This is a genomic window from Agaribacterium sp. ZY112 (assembly GCF_041346925.1).
Classification (GTDB): domain Bacteria; phylum Pseudomonadota; class Gammaproteobacteria; order Pseudomonadales; family Cellvibrionaceae; genus Agaribacterium.
The window spans coordinates 3,726,828-3,746,221 of record NZ_CP166840.1; the positions used below are offsets into that span (position 1 = coordinate 3,726,828).

General features: G+C 45.3%; 15 protein-coding genes. 4 read left to right on the forward strand and 11 right to left on the reverse strand.

Annotated features, from left to right (window positions below; all coding sequences use genetic code 11):
* Positions 1–282: 282 nt before the first annotated feature.
* From AB1S55_RS16145 to gyrA, 9 genes are all read right to left on the reverse strand, one after another.
* The gene (locus AB1S55_RS16145; protein WP_370979211.1) at positions 283–1,692 is read right to left on the reverse strand and encodes a nitrogen regulation protein NR(II); all 1,410 of its coding nucleotides are present in this window, start codon (positions 1,690–1,692) and stop codon (positions 283–285) included.
* 135 nt (positions 1,693–1,827) lie between these two features.
* Entirely contained in the window at positions 1,828–3,003 is a 1,176-nt protein-coding gene (locus AB1S55_RS16150; protein ID WP_370979212.1) for a hypothetical protein, read from the reverse strand.
* Entirely contained in the window at positions 3,004–3,387 is a 384-nt protein-coding gene (locus AB1S55_RS16155) for a hypothetical protein (protein WP_370979213.1), read from the reverse strand.
* Positions 3,388–3,488: 101 nt separating this feature from the next.
* On the reverse strand, positions 3,489–4,145 hold the full coding sequence (gene cmk, locus AB1S55_RS16160) for a (d)CMP kinase (RefSeq protein WP_370979214.1): 657 nt from the start codon (positions 4,143–4,145) through the stop codon (positions 3,489–3,491).
* Positions 4,145–4,843: an orotidine-5'-phosphate decarboxylase gene (pyrF, locus tag AB1S55_RS16165; protein WP_370979215.1), complete on the reverse strand. Its 699-nt coding sequence runs from the start codon at positions 4,841–4,843 to the stop codon at positions 4,145–4,147. The genes cmk and pyrF overlap by 1 nt, the downstream gene beginning before the upstream one ends.
* A gap of 82 nt (positions 4,844–4,925) precedes the next feature.
* Positions 4,926–5,237: a ComEA family DNA-binding protein gene (locus AB1S55_RS16170; protein WP_370979216.1), complete on the reverse strand. Its 312-nt coding sequence runs from the start codon at positions 5,235–5,237 to the stop codon at positions 4,926–4,928.
* Between the two features lie 240 nt (positions 5,238–5,477).
* The gene (locus AB1S55_RS16175) at positions 5,478–7,709 is read right to left on the reverse strand and encodes a bifunctional prephenate dehydrogenase/3-phosphoshikimate 1-carboxyvinyltransferase (protein ID WP_370979217.1); all 2,232 of its coding nucleotides are present in this window, start codon (positions 7,707–7,709) and stop codon (positions 5,478–5,480) included.
* A gap of 3 nt (positions 7,710–7,712) precedes the next feature.
* On the reverse strand, positions 7,713–8,834 hold the full coding sequence (pheA, locus tag AB1S55_RS16180) for a prephenate dehydratase (protein ID WP_370979218.1): 1,122 nt from the start codon (positions 8,832–8,834) through the stop codon (positions 7,713–7,715).
* Positions 8,834–11,461, reverse strand: coding sequence for a DNA gyrase subunit A (gyrA, locus tag AB1S55_RS16185; protein WP_370979219.1), 2,628 nt, complete (start codon positions 11,459–11,461; stop codon positions 8,834–8,836). The genes pheA and gyrA overlap by 1 nt, the downstream gene beginning before the upstream one ends.
* A 285-nt stretch (positions 11,462–11,746) precedes the next feature.
* Here gyrA and AB1S55_RS16190 point away from each other — a divergent pair, with 285 nt between their 5' ends.
* On the forward strand, positions 11,747–12,511 hold the full coding sequence (locus AB1S55_RS16190; protein ID WP_370979220.1) for a TrmH family RNA methyltransferase: 765 nt from the start codon (positions 11,747–11,749) through the stop codon (positions 12,509–12,511).
* A gap of 21 nt (positions 12,512–12,532) precedes the next feature.
* Here AB1S55_RS16190 and AB1S55_RS16195 read toward each other — a convergent pair whose 3' ends face one another.
* Entirely contained in the window at positions 12,533–13,804 is a 1,272-nt protein-coding gene (locus AB1S55_RS16195) for a DUF5610 domain-containing protein (RefSeq protein ID WP_370979221.1), read from the reverse strand.
* A gap of 317 nt (positions 13,805–14,121) precedes the next feature.
* Between AB1S55_RS16195 and hemN the strand changes: the two genes are divergently transcribed.
* The 3 genes from hemN to AB1S55_RS16210 are packed head-to-tail and all read left to right on the forward strand — an operon-like array spanning position 14,122 to position 17,857.
* Positions 14,122–15,522 carry an oxygen-independent coproporphyrinogen III oxidase gene (hemN, locus tag AB1S55_RS16200; RefSeq protein ID WP_370979222.1) on the forward strand — a complete coding sequence of 467 codons (1,401 nt, stop codon included), beginning with the start codon at positions 14,122–14,124 and terminating at the stop codon, positions 15,520–15,522.
* A 39-nt stretch (positions 15,523–15,561) separates the two neighbouring features.
* A complete protein-coding gene (gene rlmA / locus AB1S55_RS16205; RefSeq protein ID WP_370979223.1) occupies positions 15,562–16,377 on the forward strand; it encodes a 23S rRNA (guanine(745)-N(1))-methyltransferase in 816 nt (271 codons plus the stop codon).
* Positions 16,378–16,429: 52 nt separating this feature from the next.
* Positions 16,430–17,857, forward strand: a complete 1,428-nt coding sequence (locus AB1S55_RS16210; RefSeq protein WP_370979224.1) for a hypothetical protein — start codon at positions 16,430–16,432, stop codon at positions 17,855–17,857.
* Positions 17,858–17,903: 46 nt separating this feature from the next.
* On the opposite strand, the gene rmuC is transcribed toward AB1S55_RS16210, so the two are convergent.
* Positions 17,904–19,316: a DNA recombination protein RmuC gene (gene rmuC, locus AB1S55_RS16215; protein WP_370979225.1), complete on the reverse strand. Its 1,413-nt coding sequence runs from the start codon at positions 19,314–19,316 to the stop codon at positions 17,904–17,906.
* Between the last annotated feature and the right edge of the window lie 78 nt (positions 19,317–19,394).

Below are 19,394 nucleotides of genomic sequence, written 5' to 3' on the forward strand. Positions count from 1 at the left end.
CACTAAACGGTGCTAAAGCAGGCGCCATGCCAACATTAAGCCCCAAAACTTCCCTTTAAAAACAACCACTTACAGAGCCATAAAAAATGAGCATTTATTTTTATGACATTGACGTTAAAAAAACCGACAATAAAAATACAATAGAGAAATGAAGCAGAAAAATACGTGACCTAGTACACACAAAAAATAAAAGGGGCCTTAGATTGACAGATCTAAGGCCCCTTTTACTTAAGTGCTGTAAAGCTTATCGACAAGAGTGAATGACTAAATCAATAAATAAAGCTAAATCAAGCGAAATTGTATATGAAAGGTAGTGCCAACATCTGGATCTGAGGTCACCGCTAACTCGCCATCGTGATGCTCAGTTACAATAAAATACGAAAAAGAAAGGCGATTTTCATGCAGAATCGGCTTTGGCTGAGCAGGACTGGTGTGTTGAGCAAAAGGCTCAAACACATCGATTTGCTCTTGAGCGCTTAAACCCTCACCGTTGTGCTGGACCTTTATCCAAAGCGCATCATAGGCATGCAGCACCTCTAGGCGTAACTCAGGCTGATAATCTGCCACTCGACTTTTCTTATGATTAATGGCAATCATGGCATGACGGAATAAGCTTAAAAACACCTGCTGTAGCTCAGCCGCATAACACTGTAACTTTGGCCTATCTTGCGCATAATCTTTAAGTAAATTGATATCCCGGAAGCGAACACCTTGTGGCTCAGCAAGAACATCAGCAGCAAGTTCAACGCAGTGATCCAATATCTGACACACATCCGCTTCGTGCTTTTCCGCTCCTTGAGAGTTAGAAAAATCCAACAAATTATTAACAATAGCGGAAGCTTGCTTGCCTCGAACAACGGCGTCTTCTAACAAGCTGACTAATTGCGGATGCTTCAAGCCCAGCTCATCTGTAACCTGTTGAACATCACGTAAAATACCCTGCAAAGGGCCATTGATATCATGCGCCATGGTGGCTGCAAGCTCACCCATAGAGGCCATTTTATCTCGCTGAATCAGCATGTTTTCAGCTAAGCTACGCTGAGTGACATTGTCGACTACGACAACCACACCCGCAGAGGCATCCCCCAAAGGATATATAGTGATATCAAAATAATACTGACCACGCTGACTGTGCTTAATACTTTGAGGCTGGCCACTTTCCCGAACAGCTTTAACTTGAGCCTCAGTCACCGTGATCGTTGGATAAACCTCAAATAAGTTCTTACCTTCAACTTCTTCGGGCTTAAGACCTGAAATCGACTCAGCCATATGATTCCAGGTAATGATATTCAGCTGAGCATCCAGACCAATCAACATCGATGGCATGGACTCTAAGATGGAGTGCAAATAATTCTCAGAGCTTTGTAGTAATTGCGATGTCGCTTTATGCTCAGCAATCTCTCCCTCTAAAGCTTGATTACTCAAACGCAGCTTCTCGGTACGGCGCTCAACAGTCTCTTCTAAACCCTGCTTTATTTCACGCAACTCGCGATTACGGGCACGAATATTAAATCGACTAACCAATAAGCTTATCAGCGTAATAGAGAGAAGAACGATAAGTACCGAGCCACTGAAATTAGCTACATGCTGCCATTTAGTTCGGCCAGCCTCATCTTTAAAGATATCCAAAGCCAGCGTTTGAGTACTTAGGCTCAGCAATAAAAAGCTAAAAAAGAAATGTATTTTATTCATGTTTTTCAAAGGCCAAACAACTCAAATTTATCTAAGTATACCGCGAGAAAGGCTATACACCGAACAGAACTTGATCCCTCAAGAAATTCAAATACAGCGTTTAATTATCAACCTAAGTGACTGTAATATAGGCTCCTAGCAAGACGGCTTTAAGCTATCCCAGTGGCGACATGTCGTGCAGCGCCAGTGATGCTCTTGAGTCTTGTGACCACAGTTTTCACACAACCAGTAGGCATCCGACTTTAAAGCCTGCATTGATGCACTGACAAGGTGATTCAACTCAAGTCTATGCTCATCAAGTGCCAATTCAAGTATTGGCCTCCAAGCTGTTAAGGCGTTAAGTTCAACCACAGCGTGCTGCCACAAACGTACAAGTTGAGCATCACTGCCACCCTGCTTTTGCAGTAAGTGCGTTGCCTCTAACAACAAACTGACACTGAGCTTAGCCTCAACCAAGCTCATTAATTTTTGATTAAATGCCTCAGGATCATGCAAGCACTGAACATATAAATCCAAGCTTAACACCGCAAGCTCAGGGCGACGCTTCACGGCATCGTCAAGCGCAATGATCGCTGAGCGCGTATCGGCCTCATCGATATGCTGGAATACTTCAATAAAACGAGCACGCGCACACTCAGGATCGTAGCGCAAAGCATCACTTAAACGCTGGCGCATCAAAGGCCAGTCTTTTGCCGCTTGCGCTTCTAAAGCGAGCTCGCAACAAAACTGAGCCTGCATTAGCCGCCAACGATCAGGTTCTTGAGCAAATTTCGCAGCGGTTAACTGATCAGCTATATCTATTGCAGCTAACCACTCGGAAAAATCCTGCTTAATATCGAGTAAGGCACTTAAGGCTTGTTGCCGAATGGCTGAAGTTAACTTGCCTCGCTCCAATAACGCATTCAATTCAGACTCGGCACGACCAAGCAGCCCGGCACTCCAGTAATCACAAGCGAGTTCTAAATGCACACGTTGAGATTCGAACTCTGATAATTGAGCAGAGCTACATAACTGCTCGTGGATTCTCAAAGACTGAGCAAACTCACCTTTTTCTCGCAATAGGGAAGCTAAATTTAAATACAGATCTAAAGATTGGGTACTAGGCTCTAAAGCTTCAAGTAAAGTTTCAACACTTTGATCGTGCTTATCCTTAAAAATATCCTGAAAGGCAAGCTGGTATTGATTGGCGAGCTTGGGGCTGACTTTATTTCTAGCCAAACGATAGAGGCGCTGACGAAGTGACTCATCAATAAGCAGCCAAATAACAGCAATTAAGAGCACTAAAACAACAAAGCTAAAAAGAGCGTCCATTTAAGAACTGCTGCTCTGCTCTGTTTGTTGCTCAAAACGACTTTTGTCTTCTTTGGCAGGCTCAAACCTATTTAGTGCCTTATTTTTCGCCTGCTCATGATTGCTATTTTTTTGCACAACCTTTTTAAGACTGCGAATCTCTGCCCGTAGAGCCAATATGCGCCGTTGGTAAACAACAAAATTAATACAAAAAGTAACCAGTACGCCTAAAGCAAAACTCGCACAAAAATACAAACCAATTGAAAGCGTGGGCAGAGGGATGCCAAACAGCACTAAACTAATATGCTGAGGGTTTTCGCTAGCAAACCAAGCCCCAGCAAACAGTAACGCCAAGGCAAGTAAGATATAGCTTATGTTTTTAAACAGACGCAGCAACTTCGCCATCTTCCCTTCCGCTTCTCTAAACAATGAATCTAATTTTTAACCAATATGGCAGCATTCAGTTGCCATTGACGTCACTCAGAGGCAAATAACCAAGCGCTATTTTAGCCTATAACAGCAAAGACTTTTTCTACTACTTGCTCAATTGAGAGCTCGGTACTATCAATCAGTTCCGCATCAGAGGCCGGCTTTAATGGGGCGCTGGCTCGATTCATATCTCGATCATCACGCTCTTGTATATCAGCAAGGATTTTCTGCTTATCGATATCAGTAACGCCACTGCGCTCAAGCTGTAATACACGGCGACGTGCACGCTCTTCAGCAGAGGCAGTAAGAAAAAACTTATAAGGCGCATTTGGAAAAACAACCGTACCCATATCTCGGCCATCGGCCACTAAACCTGCTGGGCTGGCAAAAGCACGCTGACGCTCAAGTAGGGCTGAACGAACCTGAGCGATGCTGGCAATTTTGGATGCGGCCATTCCAGTTTGCTCTTCACGTATAGCAAGGCTAACATCCTCGCCTGCTAACAAAGTACGTGTACTTTCCTTGCCAGCAAGAAAAGTAATTTTAAGTTTTTTAGCTAAGGTAGCTAAGGCAGGCTCATCATCCAAAGCCACGCCGTTTCTCAATGCGGCTAAGGCCGCTATACGATAGATGGCGCCGCTGTCTAACAATTGATAACCCAGTTTTTCAGCAACCAAGCGCGCAACCGTACCTTTACCTGCACCACTTGGACCGTCGATACATACGAGTGTCATCAGCTTAGTCCCATCTCTTGGTGAATTGCTTTTAGCGCGGCAATAGGGTCATCTGCCTGAGTAATTGGTCGGCCAATAACCAAGTAGTCACTACCTATAGCAATCGCCTCTGCTGGCGTCATAATACGGCGCTGATCACCCTGCTCTGCAAAAGCTGGACGAATACCGGGTGTTACACATAAAAAATCTGAACCACACAGGGTTTTAATAGCCGCTACTTCGTGAGCACTGCTTACAACACCACCAATACCACTTTGCTTGGCCAAGTTCGCCAAACGCAAGACCTGCCCTTCTGAATCCGCTTCTAGGCCCAAATCTAATAGCTCGCCGGCAGCCATACTGGTCAACACGGTAACAGCAATCAGATGAGGCTTTACATCGCTGTGAGCCAGAGCCTCAGCTGCCGCTTCCATCATGCGCGCACCACCAGAGGCGTGCACATTAACCATCCAGACCCCCAAACTAGCCGCCGCCTTACAGGCTTTGGCAACAGTATTAGGGATATCATGAAATTTCAGATCGAGGAAAACATCAAAACCTAAGTTTTGCACCTGCTCAACGATAGATGGACCAAAGTAGGTGAACATTTCTTTGCCGATTTTTAAACGACATAAAGATGGGTCTAAGTGCTTAACAAAGTTTAGGCACTGCTCTTGGTTTTCGTAGTCAAGGGCTACGAGAATTTTGGCGTCGCTCAAGGTCGCTTCCGTCTTAGCGTGATTAAGAAAGGCTCAAGCAATAAGCTGAGCCCAGACTGAAAACGATTGTAGCACTTTGTCTCTACAGGGTTAACTTAGCCTTGTTCTTTTCGATGGTTGCAGGGCCAATACCTTTTACCTCGGCTAATTGCTCGATACGTTTAAACTGACCATGCTTAGAACGGTAGTCAACAATGGCTTGTGCCTTACTCATACCAACACCATCAAGCATATCGGCCAATATTTGAGCACTGGCAACATTGATATTAACCTTGCCTTTAACAATAGCTGCGGAGGCGTCTTTACCAGCGTGCACACAAAGAGGCGCGGTAATCGAAGCCGAGGCAAGAATAAAAAGTAGACAGAAACGGGTAAAAAAAGATTTAGAAGTCATAGCTTTTCCTTAAGCTTAATATAAAAAAAGGTCTTCCAGACCCATACAGCAATGCTGCCTTTAAAACCTAGCAATGAAAACTAAGAATTTCTAGCTTAAAAAGGCAAATTTACTTTTTGCGTATTTAGCTAGCACAAAACTGCCAATAAAAGCCCAAACAGAAAACAATAATAAGCCCCCCCAAAAAAACAAAAGGCCTGCAAAGCAGGCCTTTTAAAAAAGCAGTGTTAAGGCTTTATTTTATTCGCCAATTACTTCCAGATTAACACCAATATGGCTAGCTAAATCTGGAAAGTTAGGGAAAGAGGTTGCAACATTTGCACAGTTACGAACAGTGATCGTGTCAGTTGCTGCTAAAGACGCAATGGTAAAGCTCATCGCAATACGGTGATCGCCAAAACTTTCAACTTCACCACCACCAATTGGGCCACCTTCAACAATAATACCGTCTTCAGTGGTTTCACACTTAACACCCAAGGTTACAAGGCCATCAGCCATGGCTTGAATACGATCCGTTTCTTTAACACGAAGCTCTTCAGCGCCAGTAACCACTGTCTTACCTTCGGCACACGCGGCAGCAATACAAAGCACAGGGAACTCATCAATGGCCAAAGGCACTTGGTCTTCAGGAACTTGAATGCCTTTTAACTTAGCGTAACGAACACGAATATCGGCAACCGGTTCACCGCCAATTTCACGCTCATTCATCAATTCAATATCAGCACCCATCATTTTAAGTATGGTGATCACACCATCGCGCGTTGGGTTAATACCGACATGGGTCAGAGTTAAATCAGCACCTGGCGTGATGGAACCAGCAACCAAGAAAAAGGCCGCAGAGCTCACGTCAGCAGGGATATCAATATCGCAGGCACTTAATTTGCCGCCACTTTTAAGGCTGATAACATTGCCGTCACGCTTAACATCGTAGCCAAAACCACGCAGCATACGCTCTGTATGGTCGCGAGTAGGAGCAGGCTCACTGACGGAAGTTTCGCCTTGGGCATATAGACCGGCTAAAAGCACACAACTTTTAACCTGAGCGGAAGCCATCGGCATATCGTAGTGAATGCCTTTCAGGCCACCTTCATTAGCATGAATATGCATAGGCGGACGGCCATTTTCGGCGGTGTCTATTGTTGCACCCATCTCACGCAAGGGGTTGGCAACACGATTCATTGGGCGTTTGGCCAAACTCTCGTCACCGGTTAATTCGCTGTCAAAAGCCTGCCCCGATAAGATGCCGCTCAACAAGCGCATAGAGGTACCGCTATTGCCAACATACAAAGAACCGGCAGGCTTCTTCAAACCGTGAAGACCAACACCATGTACGGTGACCTTACCGTTTTCAGGGCCTTCAATAACAACGCCCATATCGCGGAATGTTTGTAAGGTTGCCAATGCGTCTTCACCTTCCAAGAAACCTTGTACATGAGTCGTACCCTCGGCTAAAGAGCCAAGCATAATGGAACGGTGGGAGATGCTTTTGTCGCCAGGCACACGAATTTCACCGCGAGCGGCGCCGCCAGGCTTGGCAATATAGGTAACGTTTGGACTTTCTGGATTACTCATGGATTTACTATAGGCTTGATGACTTAACATTAAGGTAAAGCGGTCTCGCGCAGCTTTGGCTCGCGTGAACACGCCGGTCAATTCAGTGGCATCTTCATTTTCGACCAACTGGCGCAAACGCCCCATGTTGTCGAGGAACAAGTCGATGGCACTGAGCACCGCTTGTTTATTTGCTAGCATAATATCGCGCCACATAGTCGCATCACTCGATGCTATACGGGTGAAATCGCGAAAACCGCCAGCGGCATAACGGAAAATATTTTCATTTTGGCTATCGTGCGCCAGCGTATCAACTAAGGAATAAGCGATGGCATGGGGGAGATGGCTGGTTGTCGCCAATACCTCATCATGCAAATCCACATCCATTTCTAATACATCTGCGCCTACATCTTGCCAAAGTTTGGTAACACGCTGTAAATGATCAGCATCGGTTTCAGGGCTTGGCGTTAAGATAACTCGATGATTGACATAAAGCTCAGGGTTAGAAGCTTCTACCCCACTTTTTTCAGATCCGGCAATTGGGTGACCAAGAACCAACTGAGAAGGCAATTGCCCGTAAACAGCCAGAGCATCATCACGCACAGAGCCCTTAACGCTGGCGCCATCAGTGATCGTCACCTGATCATCTACAAGATCACGCAACTGCTCAAGAATAGAACGAACACTTAAGGTGGGCACCGAGATAAAAATCACATCGCCTGCACCTAGCTTACCTTTAAGGCTTTTAAGCTCAGTGCACGCTTCATCAACCACACCCAACTTAACGGCACTTCGACACGTCTCTTGGCGCCGAGCAATACCTATAACCTGCTCACAGACTCCACGCTTACGCGCCGCAATCGCAAGGCTACCACCAATCAGGCCAAGACCAATAACAACGAGTTTACGAGTTACTGTCATGCTTTACAGTACACCACGCGGGTAAGAACCCAGCACTTTAAGCTCACTGACACGCTCAAGCACATCGGCCAACACTTTTTTAGACAACTCATCGTCTTTATGGCCTTCAAAGTCGATAAAGAACACATAGTTCCACACACCAGAGCGTGACGGACGCGTTTCAACACGCGTCAAATCAACCCCGTGCTTGTGAAACGGTTCTAATAAATCATGTAAGGCGCCAGGCTTATTTTTGGTCGAGACAACAATAGAGGTTTTATCATCGCCACTTGGACCAACTTCTTCTGAACCGATAATTAAAAAGCGTGTGCTGTTATCGGGCTGATCTTCGATGTTTTTATTTAATACGTGCACATCGTAAAGCTCGGCAGCCATCTCCCCGGCAATCGCAGCAGAGTTCCACTCGCCTTTAATACGTTTTGCCGCTTCACTGTTAGAGCTAATCGCGATGCGCTCGGCTTTAGGGTAATTTGCGTCAAGCCATTTACGACACTGGCTTAAGCTTTGAGCATGGGAATAAATACGAGTAATGTTTTTCGTATTTGTGGCATCACTAACCAATAAGTTTTGGTGAATGCGCAACACTACTTCACCACAAATCTTAACGCCACTTTCAATAAAGCTATCAAGAGTATGAGTGACGACACCGCCGGTACTGTTTTCAACCGGCACCACACCATAGTGGGCCGCACCAGACTCTACCTCGCGAAACACTTCATCAATTGCCGTCATCGGTAACACATCGGCACTGTGACCAAAATGTTTGATAGCGGCTTCTTGAGTAAAGGTGCCTTCAGGCCCTAAATAAGCAACATGAATCACTTCTTCAAGCGCCAAACAGGCGCTCATAATTTCACGAAACAGACGAGCAAACTCTTCGTCTTTTAAAGGGCCTTGATTGCGCTCCATTGCCTTGCGAAGCACTTGTGCTTCACGTTCAGGCCGATAAAATTTTGGCCCTTTGCCAGAAGCGGCATCGCCATTAGCGTTTTTAACTTTGGCAACATCCAGCGCACAGCGCGCTCTGTCGCTAATTAATTCTCCGATTTTAGTATCGATCGCATCAATTTTATCGCGAAGCAGGCCGAGAGCTTCGGCCTCGCTAAGTTGCTTGTTATCAGCCATTAAGCTTCACCGCCCTCATCTGCAGCAGGCGTATCTGAGCTGGTCGCTTCAGCTGCACCATCTACTGCGTTTGACTCTTCTGCATCGTCGTCGGCACCTAGGCCTTCTTCAATACGCTCAACACCCACAATGTGCTCACCGTCTTTTACGCGAATCAAACGTACACCCTGAGTATTACGACCCAAAATACCGATTTCATCCACGCGGGTACGCACCAAAGTACCTTGATCAGAAATCAACATGATTTCCTCACCATCAAAGACTTGAGTTGCGCCAACCAAACTACCATTACGCTCGGTGCACTGCATAGCAATCACACCTTGCGAACCACGACCTTTGGTTGGGAATTCACTCACCTCGGTACGCTTACCAAAGCCATTTTCACTCACGGTCAAGACCTTGCCACCCTCATCTGGAATGATCATGCCTATTACGGTTTGCTCTTCTTTTAACTTAATACCACGAACACCGCGGCTTACTCGGCCCATTGCACGCGCCGCTTTCTCTTCAAAGCGCGCGGCTTTACCATCTGAGCTCAATAGCAAAATATCTTTATTGCCATCGGTAATGGCGGTGCCAACTAGGTGGTCGCCTTCATCTAGGTTAATAGCGCGTAAACCAACAGAGCGAGGACGCGAGTATTCAGTCAATGCTGTTTTCTTAACCGTGCCGTTAGAGGTTGCCATGACGATGTAGTGATCTTCATCGAATTCTTTAACAGGCAAGATAGAAGTAATGCGCTCACCCTCTTCAAACTGCAACATATTAACGATAGGTCGACCTCGGCTCTGACGACCTGCAACAGGAATTTGATAAGTCTTTAACCAGAACACTTTACCGATATTGGTAAAACATAGAATGTGGTCATGAGTATTGGCGATCACCAAATGCTCTACAAAGTCTTCATCTTTAACTGAAGTAGCCGATTTACCCATACCGCCACGGCGCTGGGCTTGGTATGCATCTAAAGGCTGGCTCTTGGCATAACCACCATGGGAGATGGTCACAACACGCTCTTCTTCGGTGATCAGATCTTCTTCGTTAAGATCCATCATGCTTTCTTGAATATCGGTACGTCGATCATCACCGTATTCTGCCTGAATAGCATCCAGCTCTTCACGAATCACTTCCATCAAGCGGCTGCTGTTACCAAGGATTTCTAAGTACTCAACGATTTGTGCAAGACGCTCTTCGTATTCAGAAACCAGTTTATCGTGTTCCATACCGGTTAAACGGTGTAAACGAAGCTCAAGAATCGCAGCTACCTGGGCAGGGCTTAAGTAGTACTTACCATCACGTACACCCAACTCAGCAGGCAAGCCATCCGGACGACATGCATCGGAGCCCGCACGCTCTAGGTATTGGCCGATCAAACCAACATCCCAACCGCGAGCCAATAAGGCTTCTTTGGCTTCAGCAGGAGAGGCAGAGCTTTTAATTAACTCAATGACTTGATCAATATTAGCAATAGCAACTGCCAAGCCTTCAAGTACGTGACCACGCTCACGCGCCTTGCGTAACAAATACACAGTACGGCGAGTAACCACTTCACGGCGATGCTTAATGAAGTGTTCAAGCAACTCTTTTAAATTTAAGACTTTAGGCTGCCCTTCAACCAAGGCAACAATATTAATACCAAAAACGCTCTGCAATTGGGTCTGTGCATAGAGATTATTTAAAACAACCTCACCACTGTCACCACGACGAATTTCAATAACAACACGCAAACCGTCTTTATCACTTTCGTCACGAATTTCGCTGATACCTTCGAGCTTTTTCTCTTTCACAAGCTCAGCGATACGCTCAATCAAGCGGGCTTTGTTTAGCTGATACGGAATCTCATGAACAATAATGCTTTCACGTTTGGTCTTTTCATTCACAATCACCTCAGCTTGAGCGCGAATGTAAATGCGGCCACGGCCAGTGCGATAGGCTTTTAAGATACCTGCTCGGCCATTAATGATCGCACCGGTAGGAAAGTCAGGCCCTGGAATTAAGTCCATTAGCTCTTCGATGCTACTTTCGGGCTCATCGATTAACTTGATACAGCCTTTGACCACTTCACGTAAATTATGCGGAGGGATATTCGTTGCCATCCCCACTGCAATACCCGAACTACCGTTAACCAATAGGTTCGGAACACGTGAAGGCATCACTTCAGGAATTTGTTCTGTGCCATCATAGTTAGGCACAAAATCGACGGTTTCTTTATCTAAGTCAGCCAATATCTCATGGGAGATTTTGGCCATACGGATTTCGGTATAACGCATGGCTGCTGCGCTATCACCATCAACCGAACCAAAATTACCTTGACCATCAACCAGCATATAACGCAAAGAGAACGGCTGGGCCATACGTACAATGGTGTCATACACGGCACTGTCACCATGCGGGTGGTATTTACCGATCACGTCACCAACAACACGTGCCGATTTTTTAAAGGCCTTGTTGTAGTCGTTTTTCAGCTCGCCCATCGCAAATAGCACGCGGCGGTGTACAGGTTTAAGACCGTCGCGAACATCCGGCAAGGCTCGACCAACAATAACGCTCATCGCGTAATCGAGGTAGCTTTGCTTCAGTTCGTCTTCGATCGTAATCGGTAGAATTTCTTTAGCTATATCACCCATGAAACTAGGATCTTCCTTATTGTAAGCGGCGCTTGTCGAGTCCGAAATCTGCCCGTATTAAAGCGAACAAATAAAGCGCGCGATAATAGCACAAAAGCAACTACAAACCTAAGCAAGAAGACGCTTAAATTTCATACTAAAATCACGCAGACGCGATTAGAGAGGCGCAGAAGGGCTTTAAGGCCAAGGCTGATCATTTACTAGACAAAGTAAAACGAATGCCACGCGCCCACTCAGACGCTTTGCCGTATAATGCCGGCGCCAGCCAACAATATAGAGCCAAGCATGAGTGATTCCGACAACTACCTTAAGAAAAAAAAACTTTTTTCACGTTTACTCACCATCTATGGCCGCAATACCGTTTATGAAGCTTTATGCATGCCTGGGGTTAAAGCAGAGAGACTGCACTTTGCTTCTAGCAATAAAAAAGCAAAGGTACTAGATGACATAGAACATCTTGCACGCGAACAAGGTGCGGACGTGCTTTACCACGATAAGGGCGCGCTCTCTCGCATCAGCAAAAATGCAAAACAAGATCAAGGTGTGGCTCTGGATATACGCACCGAAGGCCTAGCTGAATTTGATGCAAACACCCTCGAGGCAGGCGGCGAATACATCGCCTTAGATCGCATCACCAACCCTCAAAACCTAGGCATGATTATTCGCAGTGTGTGTGCATCCCCCATCAAAGCCCTAATACTACCCCGCAAAGGTTGCGCAAAACTCGACGCCTTAGTCATCAAAGCGTCTGCCGGCAGCTTATTTCGCTGCCCCATTCTACGCTGTGACTCACTCACGCAAGCTCTGAGTCAAGCCCAGCAAGAAGGCGCCCGCATTGCTGGCTTGGACCTTAAGGCCACCACCAGTTTTAGCGCCATAGATGATCAACACACACGTATTTTTGTGCTTGGCAACGAAAGTGAGGGAATTGGCAAAGAAGTACAAGCACTCTGTGATGAGCGCCTGCGCATAGATATGGCTCGTGGCGTTGAATCCCTTAATGTTGCGGTAACGGCGAGCCTAATTGCGTTACGAAAGCAGCTTACTTAGCCCACAAGAGATAATAGAACTTTAAGAACCCGCTAAGCTCTGTAAGCTATCTAAAAGCTTAGACATTGTCTCAACAGCATTAGGTACTTTATCAATACTGTCTTTGCCTTCAGTTTGCCCACGAGCCACTCCCGGTAAAGACAAAAGGCCTGACTCATCTGCGCGCTGCCTCATATCCTCTAAGGCTTGAACAAAACGTGCCAAGCTCATCAATTGCTGATCCTGCTTATCAAAACTCTCACCTGTGGCTGCCGCACGAGCCGGCTGAGCCGCATAAGAGGCTTGATATTGCTCTGAGCGCTCGTAACGTAATTGCAGAGAAAAACGACTGATTTCATCACTGTTAAAACCCAGTTCTGTGGCGTGCTCAAAAGCACTTTGAATATCACCACTAAAAAACAAACCACTGACCTCTCTTACCTGAGTTAGCAAATCCTCTATTGCAGCAAGCTCGGATTCATCGAGCTCCCCTTCTATATCAAGGTAGAAACCAGCGCTTGCATAAAAAGAAGCCTGAAGCTCAGAATCAGAACCGGTGGCGTGCTGTACTCGCTGCCCCTCCAAAACCGAGCTCGCTGAATAAGCAGCCCGAATAGTGACGCTATCACCGTCAGCCGTTTTCAACTGGAAATTAAAGCTACGGGTTTCATGGGCGCGATAATCATAACTTGAAGCATCGATTAAAGACCTAAGGTTATCTGCCTCGCTCAGAGCTTGTTGTTCAGCAGCGCTCTTTGCTACATCCACAGACGAAGCTTTAGTAACTGATGAACTCGAAGCCGCCTGCGAAGCATTAAATAACTGCCTACGCTCCTGCTGATCAGTTCTATAAGACTCCATCACAGGAGACTCAACACCGAGCTCTTCAGCAAGGCCATCAATGCCATTAAGCACATCGCTATACGTCTTTTCAATCGCGTCTTCCACCTCTGGATACAGCATAGCCAAAGCACTTAACTGCTCATAAGCCTGAGAAAAGCCTTCAACAAAACCATCTAAACCTGCCTGCAGACGAGACTCTAACTGCTCTTTAGTTGCACCCTCGGCCTGATCCAAGTGCAAACGCCCTGCAATAAACCCCAATATCGTATTGGCAGCATCGGTTCGCCCAGCAAGACCTTTCTCCGCCTTAGGCACTTCATAAGCCACAGGTTTAGCCGTGTCAGCACTTTCCGCCTTATTCGGCTGCTCTTGCTCACCACTGTGCTCAGCTGCTCTTTCTGTCTTAAGCTGATAATAACTTTGTTGTAAACGATGTGCCTGAACGGAAGTATGCAGTGAGGGGCTAGACATAAGGTTCTCCTTGATTGCTTAGTGCTTGCTAAAATGGTCTGCTAAGAGGCATCGGCAAAAACAGCCACAACTTCAAGAACATCGATCTATGAATAGGTGTTTTCTTATGCCATAAACAAAAACATAAGAACAAGAAAGCCCCTAAAGCCCTGAGCCTTATCAAACTCACGCACTTAAAATAGAACAAAGACTGCAAAACCAATAAAAACTGATAGTATCGCCGCCTGCGCAATGTGAATGGTATCGCCGCCTGCGTAATTGAGATGGCGCAATAACAGGCAAAAGCCGAACGCTAAGGGTAAATAGGGGCAAAAGAGATGAGCGAACACAACTCAGCGACCGAAATGTACTGGGATATCGAGTTAATTAGAAAGTACGACCTGACTGGGCCACGCTATACCTCCTACCCAACAGCTCCGCAATTTGAAAGTAATTACAAACAAACAGACTGGCAACATGCCGTAGAACGCATTCAAGACCGTAGCCAGCGCATATCTCTATACCTGCACATCCCCTTCTGTGATACCGTTTGTTATTACTGTGGTTGCAGCAAAATCATTACCGCCAACCACAGCCACGCGGATACCTACCTTGAATATTTAAAGAAAGAAATACAGCTCAAAGCCCAACACATAAATAAAGAGTCACTTGTCGAGCAAATACATTTTGGTGGTGGCACACCGACGTATCTCAGTGATGAGCAACTTGGCGACATTATGCAGGAGCTACGCAGCGCTTTTAGCTTTGCAGATGACAATTTTGAGTGCTCCATCGAAATCCACCCCCAAGGAATGAACAAGCAGCGCCTACACAATTTAAAAAAACTCGGTTTTAACCGCTTAAGCCTAGGCATACAAGATTTCGACCCACAAGTTCAAAAAGCAGTTAATCGCTTTAACAGCAAAGAAGAAGTAAGTAGTTTAATGAAAGAAGCGCGCGAGTTAGCATTCAACAGCGTTTCAGTTGATCTTATCTACGGCCTGCCCCTGCAAAGCAGAGAAAGCTTTCAGCAGACCTTAAACGACATTATTGAACTCGACCCCGATCGCTTAAGCTTGTTTAACTACGCTCATATGCCACACCTGTTTAAAACACAAAAACAAATCAATGCTAATGAGCTACCAGAACCTCAAGAAAAGCTCGACATTCTACATAACAGTATTTCTAAACTTTGCGCTAATGGCTATCGCTATATCGGCATGGATCATTTTGCCAAAGAGGACGATGAATTAAGCATCGCGCAGCAAAACGGCAGCATGCAACGCAATTTCCAAGGTTATGCCACTCACAACAATGGTGTATTGCATGCCTTTGGTTTAAGCGCGATCAGCTCACTGGCCGAACACTACAGCCAAAACGTTAAGAAGCTCGAGCAATATTACCAAGCCCTAGATCAGGATACACTTCCTATAGAGCGCGGCTATGACTTAAACCAAGACGATGTCATTCGACGTGACGTTATCAGCAGTTTACTGTGCAATAACTACTTAAATTTCTCTGAACTTAAAGACAAATACAACATTGAATTTAGTACCTACTTCGAAGACGCCTGTGCTCCACTTACAGAGCTAGCTAAGGATGGCCTGATCGAGTTCAACACAAAAGAGCTAAAGATACTCGATCGAGGCCGTTTACTAGCGCGTAGCGTATGCAAACTATTTGATAACTACATTAAAAAAAGCAGCGATACGAAACCCCGCTACTCGCGTATCATTTAAAACAAACGCCGTTTAAGCACCTAAGCTGCATACTTACTTATGAATTACCGCTGCCCCCTCTGCCAACAGACTTTAAGCCTACAAGACAGAAGCTTTCGCTGTGATAACAATCACTGCTTTGACATTGCCAAAGAAGGCTACGTAAACCTGTTGCCTGTACAAAATAAAAAAAGTAAAAGCCCTGGCGACAGCCCAGCGATGATGCAAAGTCGCCGCCGCTTTTTACAAAGTGGCTTCTACCAAAACTTTGCAGGTGCACAACAAGAATTATTAAAAAAACACCGTAGTGAGAAGATCAATCGCATTATCGATATTGGCTGTGGTGAAGCATATTATTTAGAACAACTGCAAAATACATTTACTGACGCCAGCTTGCACGGCATAGATATCGCTAAAAGCGGGGCTCGATTAAGCGCCAAACAATTACCAAACGCCCATATTAGCGTTGCCAGTGCCTATTCCCTACCCTATTTTGACAATGACTTTGATATCGCTCTTAGTGTTTTTTCACCCTTGGATGAACAAGAGTGCGCACGTATATTAAAAACCAACGGCCTTCTTCTAACGGCAGGCCCAGGCCCTTTGCATTTAAAACAATTAGCCGCGCAAGTCTATAACACCGTGCAAGAGCATAAAGGAATGGGACTAGCCTTAAACGATACTTTTGAACTACTTGAGCAAAAGCAAATCGGTTATAAAATAAGTGTAAATGGTGAGCAAGCCTTAGACTTGCTCACCATGACTCCGTACTACTGGAGCTGTTCGGAGGAGAAAAAACAAGCCTTACTTAAAAAACAGAATCTAGAGATAACATTAGATTTTGACCTAAACCTATACAAACCACGCACAGATTGATCCAATAGGGTGATTTACATTAGTCACAAAAAACAAAGGCCCCCAATCAACAATGCGCACATACTTAATAGCTACATTCTTATTAATAGCCTCCTCCCTCTCTCTAGCTACGCCCCAAGATGAATCTGGCAACATGGTTAAGCTAAATATTCATGGCGCTCTTGTTGCAAACAACTGGCTTAGCTCACTAAAGATCAAGCAACAGATATGGGTGTATTCAGGCCTAGATGATATGCCCGAAGAAGCATTCTTAAAAAATAGCAACAAACTGCCAGGACTAATCAAAGAAATCGCCCTAAAAAACAAGAAAAAGTGGCAAAAGCCATACACTAGCACTTACCTAAAGGCAGGGAAAAACTATCAAATAAAAGGCCTCATTTATACTCGTGATGGGGTATATGTTAATGAGTGCTTTACCTACTCTTCGAAAACATTGACTGAAAAGAAGGAATACCACCTTGTTTTAAACTTTGATAACCAGAGTAAAAACACCTGTTCATCAAGCTTATTCACTGACGAAGACTATCAAAACTCACGCTCAACCATGTCAGAAATGACAGGCTATTTAGGGTTAAGCCGTATTGAGCTTGCCCTACGCTATGGGGGCCCCTTTCAAGCCAAAGAAAGCACAACAATATTAATCAGAGATGGCGATTATAACGATCCGTACCTTCAAGCTGCGGCAGATAGATTATGGACCTACATAGATACTTCAGACGAAAGCCAGCTTTCAATTTTGGCCTATATGGCTCGCTATATTGCGGAATCTGGCAACCCTAAATATGCAGATTTCGTAGAGCAAGCACTTATCAAAGCCAAAGAGACCTCTCAGAAAAGCCTCACCAAACACTTAAAAAAAGCAAAAAAAAGAATAAAAGGGCACTCTGAAAACCAATACGAAGCCAGGTCAATCGCTGAGCCATCGCAATACTCACTAGCACAATTAAGAGTTGCCGCAGTGATAGAGTCCCTAAGAAGCAGAGACCCCGCCGAAGTAAAAGCAGCAGGTGTTGACCTTACAACATTTCCTAACGAATATCCCCCAAAGGTCTTTGATGAAGCAGCGGAAGTGCTATGGGAATATACAGCACTTCTTGGTTCAGGACTGTCTCTAGACGAGATTCCCAACAACAGTAAAGGACTAGTAAAACAAAGTACGGATCAAGCTAGTATTGACACCATTCTCACAACAAATGGCTTACCATGGTACGCTGCACCTGCTCTAGCAGTGCTAGCCGACATCGGTTGGAGCATAAGACCCAACAGAAGCCAAGACTTGTACATCGCTGCCGCGATTTGGATGAGCCGCTCATTGGCACAAAGTAAAAACAGTCGCTACCGCACCTTGCTAATTAACACTAAAAGTTTCGAGCTTAACAAAAAGTTAAGGAAAAGCCTCAACAAAAGTCTTTCATTAATGCGAAATTCAGAAGAAGACCAGTTTACCCCCTCAATCGGAACCATACAAAAAGAACAATAAAGTGCTCTATAGTACAAACAAGGAGAGAGCAGAACCTACTTGCTGCTCACTCCTTCACCTCATCATTATCACTTAAAGCCTGCGGCAACTTCTCTTTAACCGCAACGCCCATATCAACAAACTTATCCACCTGCTTAGCTAAGCTGCCACGGCCATCTTTTAAGGTATTCCAGCTTTCTTCATAAGTTTTTTGAGCGGTACTTAGTTGAACACCTAGTTTTTGCATTTTCTCTGCAAACACTCTCAATTTGTCATACACCTTGGATGCTTGCTCGGCCAATTGACGGGTATTGCTATTTTGTTTATCAATGGACCAAAGATGAGCAACAATACGTAAACTAGACAGTAATGTATTAGGGGTAACAATAGCAATGCCCTTGCGGTACGCCTCTTGAAACAAAGAAGGCTCATAATCAGCCGCTGCTAAATACGCAGCTTCGTTTCCGATAAACATAAAGACATACTCAGGGCTGTTAATCCCCTTGAGCTGGGTATAATTTTTATCACTCAAGTCTTTAACATGCTTACGAATCGCCTCGACATGACGCTTTAAACACAAAGCACGCTCTTCTTCGGTCTGTGCTGCGGTCGCATCTAAGTAAGCCACAAGAGAAATTTTACTATCAATAATAATGTGCTTGTCATTAGGCAAATTAACGACAAAGTCGGGACGCTGGTCTCGCCCCTCTTCGGTTTTATAATTAGCCTCTCGTTCAAATTCGCGCCCTTCACTCAGACCACTCATTTCCAGTAGCAGTTCAGCCTGTACTTCTGACCAACAACCTTGAGCTTTTTTATCTCCTTTTAAGGCCGATGCAAGCGTTTGCGCCTCATCACTCATTCTCAAGCCCACATCTAACACACTCTTAATCTGGGCCTCTAACTTGCTATTTCCTTGCAGGTTTTCACTGTGAACTTCATTCACCCGCTTTTGAAAACCTTCAATTTGCTCTTTAAAGGGCTGCAGTACGGAGTCTATTTGGCTGCGATTACGCTGCTCAAAGTCCTTGCCGCGCTGCTCAAAGATCTTAGCCGCCAATAATTCGAACTCTTTACTTAAGGCCTGCTTCTGCTCTTCGAACTGTTTTAGCTGCTGATTAAAACTGTGCTCCCGCTCTACTGAGGTTGCCTCACTCACACCCAGCTTCTTTTCAGCCTGCTGACGTAGATGACGCTCAAGCTCCAAGCCCTTTTGGCAGTCGTTAACAGTACTTTGCGCACTTTGCAGCTGAGAGCTTAACGCGCTGAGTTGAGCCTCTGCTTGAACTTTTAACAGCGACTCAGCTGCCAAGCTTTGTTCAAGCCCGCCCACAACCTGCCTCAATTCGTCCAAACGAGCTTCGCCATGCAAGCGCTGGCGACGTAAAATGCACAGCATAAGTATGAACATAAGTAATAAGCTACAAAGGCTAGCCGCAAGAGCGGTAAATACGGGCATTAGGCCTGTATCGATATTCATAACACGACTCTCTTGATATCGCCGTTGGCCATTGCGCCCACTTAAGGTAGGCTATGCGACGATTTTATTGGGAGAAAA